This window comes from Streptomyces sp. UNOC14_S4 (assembly GCF_020740835.1).
GTDB lineage: Bacteria > Actinomycetota > Actinomycetes > Streptomycetales > Streptomycetaceae > Streptomyces.
In genome coordinates, this window is sequence record NZ_JAINFC010000466.1 from 1 (window position 1) to 5,975 (window position 5,975).

4 protein-coding genes are annotated in these 5,975 nt (G+C 72.0%); 3 read left to right on the forward strand and 1 reads right to left on the reverse strand.

From position 1 onward, the window contains the following. Positions 1-309 precede the first annotated feature (309 nt). Together kdpB and K6I34_RS29675 are read left to right on the forward strand one after the other, a co-directional pair. Positions 310-2,457 carry a potassium-transporting ATPase subunit KdpB gene (gene kdpB, locus K6I34_RS29670; RefSeq protein WP_275127178.1) on the forward strand — a complete coding sequence of 716 codons (2,148 nt, stop codon included), beginning with the start codon at positions 310-312 and terminating at the stop codon, positions 2,455-2,457. A 125-nt stretch (positions 2,458-2,582) separates the two neighbouring features. Continuing rightward, a complete protein-coding gene (locus K6I34_RS29675) occupies positions 2,583-3,647 on the forward strand; it encodes an esterase-like activity of phytase family protein (protein ID WP_229330589.1) in 1,065 nt (354 codons plus the stop codon). An 84-nt stretch (positions 3,648-3,731) separates the two neighbouring features. Here the strand turns inward: K6I34_RS29675 and K6I34_RS29680 are convergent, their stop codons facing one another. Continuing rightward, complete coding sequence (locus K6I34_RS29680) at positions 3,732-4,538, reverse strand: phosphatase (RefSeq protein ID WP_374231056.1); 807 nt, start codon at positions 4,536-4,538, stop codon at positions 3,732-3,734. A gap of 171 nt (positions 4,539-4,709) precedes the next feature. On the opposite strand from K6I34_RS29680, the gene speB reads away from it, so the two are divergent. Further along, positions 4,710-5,684: an agmatinase gene (speB, locus tag K6I34_RS29685; protein WP_229330593.1), complete on the forward strand. Its 975-nt coding sequence runs from the start codon at positions 4,710-4,712 to the stop codon at positions 5,682-5,684. Positions 5,685-5,975 lie beyond the last annotated feature (291 nt).

Below are 5,975 nucleotides of genomic sequence, written 5' to 3' on the forward strand. Positions count from 1 at the left end.
CTTCCGGGGGCTCCGCCCCCCCGGGCCCCCGGACGGGGCGCGCCCCCATCAGGGGCGCGGGGAACTGCGCGACCAGCCGAAGACGACCCGCAGCCGCGCGCGCAGCGCAAGAGGCACCCCGGCGGGCGCACCGGTCCACGAGCGCGGCAGGCGCACCGGCCGCAGACACCCGCCGCGCCGTCAAAGCCGCGTAAGGCCGGAGGCCCACCGCGACAAGGCCCCGTCAGGGACCGTGTACGGGTGGTAACCGGACGGTTGGGTGAGGTGATCGTTCCACCCGACCGCCTGACCACCCGACCGAAGGCCACCATGCTGCAGCTGGTCCCCGAACAGAAGCAGACGCACGAGAGCGCCCCGCCACCCACGACCAGGCCGCCGCGCCGCCACCGCCGCGTCCAGGCAGGCACCGGCATCGACCCCAAGCATCTGCTCGCCGCCCTGCCGGAGGCATGCCGCAAGCTGCACCCCCGGGTCATGGTCCAGCACCCCGTGCTGTTCGTGGTCGAGGTCGGTTCGGTGCTCACGACGCTCTCCGCCGTGCTCGACCCCTCCGTCTTCACCTGGCTGATCAGCGGCTGGCTCTGGCTGACCGTCGTCTTCGCCAACCTCGCCGAGGCCGTAGCGGAGGGCCGCGGCAAGGCACAGGCGGAGTCGCTCCGCAGGACGCGGTCGACGATCGTGGCACGGCGGCTGAGCAAGTGGCACGTGGGCATGGACCACCGCGACTGGGAGGAGCGGAACGTCCCCGCGGCCGACCTGCGCCCGCACGACGTCGTGGTCGTCGAGGCGGGCGGCGTCGTGCCGGGCGACGGCGAGGTCGTCGACGGGGTCGCCGCCGTGGACGAGTCGGCGATCACGGGTGAGTCCGCGCCGGTCATCCGGGAGGCGGGCGGCGACCGCTCGGGCGTGACGGGCGGTACGACGGTGCTGTCGGACCGGATCGTCGTACGGATCGTCTCCCGCCCCGGCCACACCTTCCTCGACCGCATGATCTCCCTGGTCGAGGGCACCAGCAGGCAGAAGACCCCCAACGAGCTGGCGCTGAACATCCTGCTCGCCTCGCTCACCGTGATCTTCATCCTGGCCGTGGTCTCGCTCCAGCCCATGGCCGACTGGGCGGGCGCCCCGCAGTCGATCACCGTGCTGGTCGCGCTGCTGGTGACGCTGATCCCCACCACGATCGGCGCCCTGCTCTCCGCGATCGGCATCGCGGGCATGGACCGGCTGGTGCAGCGCAATGTCCTCGCCCTGTCGGGCCGCGCCGTCGAGGCCGCGGGCGACGTCAACACCCTGCTGCTGGACAAGACGGGCACCATCACCTTCGGCAACCGGCAGGCGGCCTCCTTCGTACCCGTCAAGGGGATCACGCACGAACTCCTCGCGGACGCGGCCCAGCTGTCCTCGCTCTCCGACGAGACGCCCGAGGGCCGCTCCATCGTCACGCTCGCCGAGCAGTACGGCATCCGTCACCACAGCGGCGACTTCACCCACGGCCGCTTCGTACCGTTCTCCGCGCAGACCCGGATGAGCGGTGTCGACTTCGCCTTCGAGGGGGACTTCTGCCGTATCCGCAAGGGCGCGGGCGCCGCGGTCGTCCAGTGGGTGGACCGCCGCGGCGGCCATGTGCCCGAGGACGCCCGCTGGATCGTCGACTCCATCGCGGCGGGCGGCGGCACGCCCCTGCTCGTGGCCATCGAGGACCCCGACGGCGCCCGCGTGCTGGGCGCGGTCCACCTCAAGGACGTCGTCAAGCCCGGCATCGCCGAGCGCTTCGCCGACCTGCGCGCCATGGGCATCAAGACCGTCATGGTCACCGGTGACAACCCGCTGACCGCCAAGGCCATCGCCGCCGAGGCGGGCGTGGACGACTTCATCGCGGAGGCCACCCCCGAGGACAAGCTGGCCCGCATCCGTGAGGAGCAGGCCGGCGGCAACCTCGTCGCCATGACCGGCGACGGCACGAACGACGCGCCCGCCCTCGCCCAGGCGGACGTCGGCGTCGCCATGAACACCGGCACCTCCGCCGCCAAGGAGGCCGGGAACATGGTCGACCTCGACTCCAACCCCACCAAGCTCATCGAGATCGTCGAGGTGGGCAAGCAGCTGCTCATCACGCGCGGCGCGCTCACGACCTTCTCGATCTGCAACGATGTGGCGAAGTACTTCGCGATCGTGCCCGCCATGTTCGGCGGCGTCTCCGGCTACGAGGGCCTGGAGAAGCTCAACATCATGGGCCTGCACAGCTCCACCTCGGCCATCACCTCCGCGATCATCTTCAACGCGCTCGTGATCGTCGCCCTGATCCCGCTGGCCCTGCGCGGCGTCCGCTACGCCCCGTCCACCGCGCACGCGCTGCTGCGCCGCAACCTGAGCCTGTACGGGCTGGGCGGGCTCGTCGCGCCGTTCGTCGGCATCAAACTCATCGACCTGGTGATCCAGCTCGTACCGGGGATGTAGAACCGGCCGTTCGTCCAGACGTTCCCGGGCATTTCCATAACTCAACTCCCGTACGGCACAAGGGCCTCTAGGGTCGTCCGGAGCCGACGTCCTGTGTCGATGTCCTGTGCCCCGGGAGGCCCCTCGTGCGTATCCGATCCGCGCTCGCCGCGTCCGCCGCCGCACTGGCGGTGGCGAGCTGCCTGTCCGCCGCCACCGCTCCGGCCGCGCAGGCTGCCGGACCGTCCCCGTCCCGCGCCTGCTCGCCGTACGCGCGGATCGACGGCTTCTCCGACGGGCTCGACAAGACGACGTTCCAGGGCGCGTTCGTGGGCAACCTGTCCGCGCTGGCCGTGGACCGGGACGGCACGGTGGCCGCCCTCTCCGACCGCTCCCAGCTGTTCTCCCTGGACGTACGGAAGGGACCGGCCGCCAAGCCCGTACGCGTCGTGCAGCTCGCCGACGAGAAGGGCGCCGAGCTCGACTCCGAGGCCCTCGTCGCCGACCGGGACGGCACGCGGCTGATCACGTCGGAGACCGAGCCGTCGATCCGCCGCTACGACCGCGACGGCAAGCTCCTGGGGCGGCTGCCCGTGCCGGACGCGCTGCGGGTCGCCCCGGCCGGGCGTGCCCGCGCCAACCAGACCTTCGAGGGCCTCACCCTCCAGCCCGGGGGCCGCACACTGGTCGCCTCCATGGAGGAGCCGCTGGAGGGCGACGGCCCGGACGCGGCCGGGCACCCGCTCGTACGTTTCCAGACCTGGCAGCGGCACGGCGCCCGTGATTTCCGCCTGTCCCGGCAGTACGCCTACCCCGTCGACGCGGGCCTCGGCGTCTCCGAGACCACCGCGACGGGCGACGGCCGCCTCCTCGTCCTCGAACGCGGCTTCACGCCCGGGGCCGGCAACACGGTGCGGCTGTACGTCGCGGACCCGCGCGGGGCGAGCGACGTGAGCGGCGTCGCCACGCTGCCGGGTTCCGGGGTGCGGGCCGTCCGCAAGACGCTGGTCGCGGACCTCGGCTCGTGCCCGTCGCTGGGCGCGACGGCGAAGCAGCCGCAGCGGAACCCTCTGCTGGACAACGTGGAGGGGCTGGCCGTGACGGGCCGGGGGCCGGGTGGTGTCCTCCGTCTCCTGCTCGTCAGCGACGACAACCAGAACCCGAAGCAGGTGACGAGGCTGTACGAGCTGTCGGTGCGGTTGCCGCGCTGACGGCTGCGCCCACTGGGGTGCCTCTTGCGCTGCGCGCGCGGCTGCGGGTCGCGTCGTGGCTGGTCGCGCAGTTCCCCGCGCCCCTTACGGGGCACGCAAGCCCGCCGCGTGCAGCAAATACATCGTCATCGGCTCGTAGAAGCGCGGGTCCGCGACATGGTCGTCCAGAGGGATCGCCACCCGCAGCGTGCCCTCCGCTTCCGCCAGGAAGAGCGCCGGGTCGTTGCTGTCCGCGTAGCCGATCGCGTCGATGCCGCGCTGCGCCGCGCACCCGGCCCAGCCGTGGTCGGCCACGACCAGGTCCGGCAGGGGGCTGCCCTCGCGGGTCAGGCCGTCGAGGATCGCGGCCATCGGCGCGCCCGAGTGCGTGTGCCAGAGGGAGGCCCCGCCCTCGAAGACCGCGACGTCCGCGAGCTGCCAGACCGCGCCCTCGTCGGCCCGCAGGCCGAGGGGGACGCGGACGATCTCGCAGCCCACCGCCCGCAGCGCCCGCGCGGTCATGTGGTGCACGTCCAGCAGTCCGCCCGGGTGGCCGGTCGCGAGGAGCACCCGCTGCCGCCCCTCGGCGGCCTTGCGCAGCAGCGTCGCCGCGCGCTCCAGGGCGTCCACCGTCAGCTCGGGGTCGATCGTGTCCTGGCCGGAGCGGTGGGCGAGGTCGTCGCTGACGCCGCAGCGCTCCGCCATGACGGCCAGTACGTCCTGCTCGTCCCGCCAGCGGTCGCCGAGCTCCAGCCCGAGCCAATGGTGCCGGTTACCCGCCGCGAGCTTGCGGTAGTGATCGAGGTTGTTCTCGCGCGGGGTGGCTACCGCCCCGGCGATACGGGTACGGACGAGGTGGTCGATCAGTTCGGCACGGCTCGGTACTCGGCTCGGTATCGGCATACGGAACATTCTCTCCCCCGACGGATTTTCGATGGACGCCGTGTCCAATAAGGCAGGGCCGGACCCTGCACTCCGTACATGTGCGGAATCCGCGGCCCTGCCTACCCTCGGGTACATCCCCAGCAGTCGCCCCGACGTTGATTCGAACGTGACGCGTCCGTGATTTCGAGAGGCTTTCGCATGAGCGCCACCCCTGCCCCCCGTGAACCGCGCGGCCCCGTCGACTCCTCCCGCATCCCGCGTTACGCGGGCCCGGCGACCTTCGCCCGGCTGCCGCGCCTGGACGAGGTCGGCACCGCCGACGTCGCGGTCGTGGGCGTGCCCTTCGACACCGGTGTCTCCTACCGGCCGGGCGCCCGGTTCGGCGGGAACGCCATCCGTGAGGCCTCGCGACTGCTGCGCCCGTACAACCCGGCACAGGACGCCTCCCCCTTCGCGCTCGCGCAGGTCGCCGACGCCGGTGACATCGCGGCGAACCCCTTCAACATCGACGAGGCCGTCGAGACGATCGAGGCCTCGGCCGACGACCTGCTCGGCACCGGTGCCCGGCTGATGACGCTGGGCGGTGACCACACCATCGCGCTGCCGCTGCTGCGTTCGGTCGCGAAGAAGCACGGTCCGGTGGCCCTGCTCCACTTCGACGCGCACCTGGACACCTGGGACACGTATTTCGGCGCCGAGTACACGCACGGTACGCCGTTCCGCCGGGCCGTCGAGGAGGGCATCCTCGACACTTCTGCCCTCTCTCACGTGGGCACGCGCGGCCCGCTGTACGGCAAGAAGGACCTGGACGACGACGCGAAGATGGGTTTCGGCATCGTCACGTCCGCGGATGTCATGCGGCGCGGCGTCGACGAGGTCGCGGACCAGCTGCGGCAGCGGATCGGTGACCGCCCGCTGTACATCTCCATCGACATCGACGTCCTCGACCCCGCCCACGCTCCCGGCACGGGCACGCCGGAGGCGGGCGGCCTGACGTCCCGCGAGCTGCTGGAGATCATTCGCGGGCTGTCCTCCTGCAACCTGGTGTCGGCGGACCTGGTGGAGGTGGCGCCGGCCTACGACCACGCGGAGATCACGTCGGTGGCGGCGTCGCACACGGCGTACGAACTGACCACGATCATGTCCCGCCAGATCGCGGCTGCCCGCGCCTGACCGTCCGAGGGGCGCCCCGTAAGGGGCGCGGGGAACTGCGCGACCGGCCCCACACAACCCGCAGTCGCGTGCTGAGCACAAGTGGCAGCCCAATAGGCGCAGCAAAACCGCCCCGCAGTCGCTCGCGGAGCGCAAGTGGCACCTCCGGTAGGCGCTACCCGAGAAGCGACCGCAGGTAGTCGCGTCCCGCCGTCGTCACGGCGGGAAACGCCGCGGCCTCGGGATGCCACCGCCGCTCGTACTCCCAGCACAGCCACCCCTCCCACCCCGCCTCCGCCAGAACGTCCAGGC

Bases quoted from the DNA above. Each gene is read 5' to 3' on its own strand.
- kdpB (WP_275127178.1), top strand. From the start codon at position 310: ATGCTGCAGCTGGTCCCCGAACAGAAGCAGACGCACGAGAGCGCCCCG.
- K6I34_RS29680 (WP_374231056.1), bottom strand. From the start codon at position 4,538: ATGTTCCGTATGCCGATACCGAGCCGAGTACCGAGCCGTGCCGAACTG.
- speB (WP_229330593.1), top strand. From the start codon at position 4,710: ATGAGCGCCACCCCTGCCCCCCGTGAACCGCGCGGCCCCGTCGACTCC.